Source organism: Pectobacterium sp. HCp5_1 (assembly GCF_032905925.1).
Classification (GTDB): Bacteria; Pseudomonadota; Gammaproteobacteria; order Enterobacterales; family Enterobacteriaceae; genus Pectobacterium; species Pectobacterium brasiliense_A.
Genome location: NZ_JAUMIO010000076.1, coordinates 1 through 1,883, shown reverse-complemented (window position 1 = coordinate 1,883; position 1,883 = coordinate 1). Strand labels below are relative to the sequence as shown.

The window sequence follows — 1,883 nt, the reverse complement described above, 5'->3', positions numbered from 1 at the left end:
GAGCATGCCGATCCAGAACTGGCGGCTGGCGATGAGCCGTTTTATTATCGAGTTCGGCGACCGCATTGAAGGTCACCTTTAATTAATAGGGGTGGCAGTTACACAGAATGATTTACAGGGTCCAAAAACCCAGTATCCCGTTCACTCAAAACATCTTAAGTGAACGGTGTTAGGCACCTGCCGGTTTTTTTACGTCCAGATACTTCAATATTAGATTCCTCTAATCGTATAACCATTTCCCTGCTTTAGCTGACTCAATAATCATCTCGACCGTGAGCGGTTTTAACGCTTTCGATAGTGGTTTCTTTTGCCAGATTGGATACTCATATTCAAAATAATTTCTTCCATCAAAGTTTGAATGCTCAATATTAAAATGTCCGAATATATCAAGAAGGAAATCATGAGCATCTTCTGGTAGAAACTGATAATCATCCTGTAACGTCCAGTCTTTAGTGACTTGTCTAATACCGGATTTAAACCAATGTTTCCTAATCGGGTAACGTTCCATGAGATATTGAATAACCTCATTTTCGATATCTCTTTTATTCATCAGAAATGCGTCCATTCAATGCGGTCTTCTGGCCTAGCGATCAGGTTATACTGTCGACGGGTGTCCCTTGCTACCGATTGCATTATAGCTATCAGTTGGACGTATCCTATCCATGGAATATAACGACCAACAAAAGAGGCAATTTTATTCGTTGGAACCATCTTCAATGTCGCAAGATTTTTTCCCATAGGCGTAAGCGGCCTTAGCCCATAAGGAAAACGTAAATCTCTAAGCAATGTTCGTGATACTTTGGAAGCAACACTCGTTCCGGGAGTTGCTGTGGCGGCAGATAGTTTTCCTGATACCTTTAGATAAGGTTGCCCTGAGAGGATCAGCGCCGCTGCTGTAATCTCTAAACCGGTACGAGAAGAAAAATTTTCAAGAAAGATCAGGTTAAATAACTCACCGGCAGTTAAATTCCCATGCCCATGATAATAATATGTGTTATTGCGTTCCTCAGTAGTATCCATTACACCTCCCTGTTTTTAATGTATTTTCAATATTATTTTATTTGGTGTCACATTTATACCGTGATTTTGCTGCTTTTTTGATTAAGTGCTAAATTCAGTATCAAATATCATACTTAAAAGAGGCTGATTATGTCCGTACAACCTATCCTTGCGAATGCAGCCGTGAGTATCAGCGACTTTAAAAAATCGCCCAATGCCGCGCTGAAAGAAGCTAACGGCGAGCCTGTAGCCGTGTTAACCAACGGGCGTATCTCTGGCTATTATGTTTCCCCCGAAACATGGGAGGCGCTTGCCGACTATCAGGAAGATATCGAACTCGCCAAAATCGCCCGTTCCCGGATGAAGGGGAAACGTGTCAAGGTCGATCTGGATGAGTTATAAGCTGGAATTTGAAGAGAGTTTAAGAAGCTGGGGCACCCGTGTGGGAGCAGTTCACCAAAAAGTTGAAAGCGGTTTTACAAAATCCCCATGTTCCCGCCAACCGACTTCATGGAATGGCCGACTGCTACAAAATCAAACTTCGTTCCGCTGGCTATCGGTTAGTGTATCAAGTGCTTGAGCATGAGATCGTGGTGCTGGTTTTAGTGGTGGCAAACGGGAACGCTCAGAGGTTTAAGCAGCCAAAGACCGACTATAAGCTCGGTATTTTAAGTGTTCGACTATCTTGTTGTGCGACATACCTGCCATCAAGGTGATGAGTCACTCATTACCAACTCATTACCCATTAATACATTAATACATTGGTCACGTATTCAACTCGGTGATCGTCAGGTAGAATGTTCATCTGTTTTCCTAAATATTTAGAAGAAGAGCCTGATGGCAACGGTTGAGGTAAAATGCCCGTTTTGTGAGCAAACAGACCC

3 protein-coding genes and 1 pseudogene are annotated in these 1,883 nt (G+C 42.7%); 2 read left to right on the top strand and 2 right to left on the bottom strand.

Features of this window, described 5'->3' with window-relative positions; translation table 11 throughout:
- Positions 1–220: 220 nt before the first annotated feature.
- Both Q3A88_RS21755 and Q3A88_RS21750 read right to left on the bottom strand, forming a co-directional pair.
- Positions 221–565, bottom strand: coding sequence for a DUF1493 family protein (locus Q3A88_RS21755; protein WP_110163743.1), 345 nt, complete (start codon positions 563–565; stop codon positions 221–223).
- Complete coding sequence (locus Q3A88_RS21750) at positions 550–1,020, bottom strand: STM2901 family protein (protein ID WP_317178654.1); 471 nt, start codon at positions 1,018–1,020, stop codon at positions 550–552. The genes Q3A88_RS21755 and Q3A88_RS21750 overlap by 16 nt, the downstream gene beginning before the upstream one ends.
- Before the next feature lie 129 nt (positions 1,021–1,149).
- Here Q3A88_RS21750 and Q3A88_RS21745 point away from each other — a divergent pair, with 129 nt between their 5' ends.
- Positions 1,150–1,401 carry a type II toxin-antitoxin system Phd/YefM family antitoxin gene (locus tag Q3A88_RS21745; protein ID WP_005973616.1) on the top strand — a complete coding sequence of 84 codons (252 nt, stop codon included), beginning with the start codon at positions 1,150–1,152 and terminating at the stop codon, positions 1,399–1,401.
- Positions 1,391–1,636, top strand: a pseudogene (locus Q3A88_RS21740) (type II toxin-antitoxin system RelE family toxin). Before Q3A88_RS21745 ends, Q3A88_RS21740 begins: the two are co-directional and overlap by 11 nt.
- Positions 1,637–1,883 lie beyond the last annotated feature (247 nt).

Coding starts and splice junctions, on each gene's coding strand:
- Q3A88_RS21755 (WP_110163743.1), bottom strand. CDS start 565: ATGGACGCATTTCTGATGAATAAAAGAGATATCGAAAATGAGGTTATT.
- Q3A88_RS21750 (WP_317178654.1), bottom strand. CDS start 1,020: ATGGATACTACTGAGGAACGCAATAACACATATTATTATCATGGGCAT.
- Q3A88_RS21745 (WP_005973616.1), top strand. CDS start 1,150: ATGTCCGTACAACCTATCCTTGCGAATGCAGCCGTGAGTATCAGCGAC.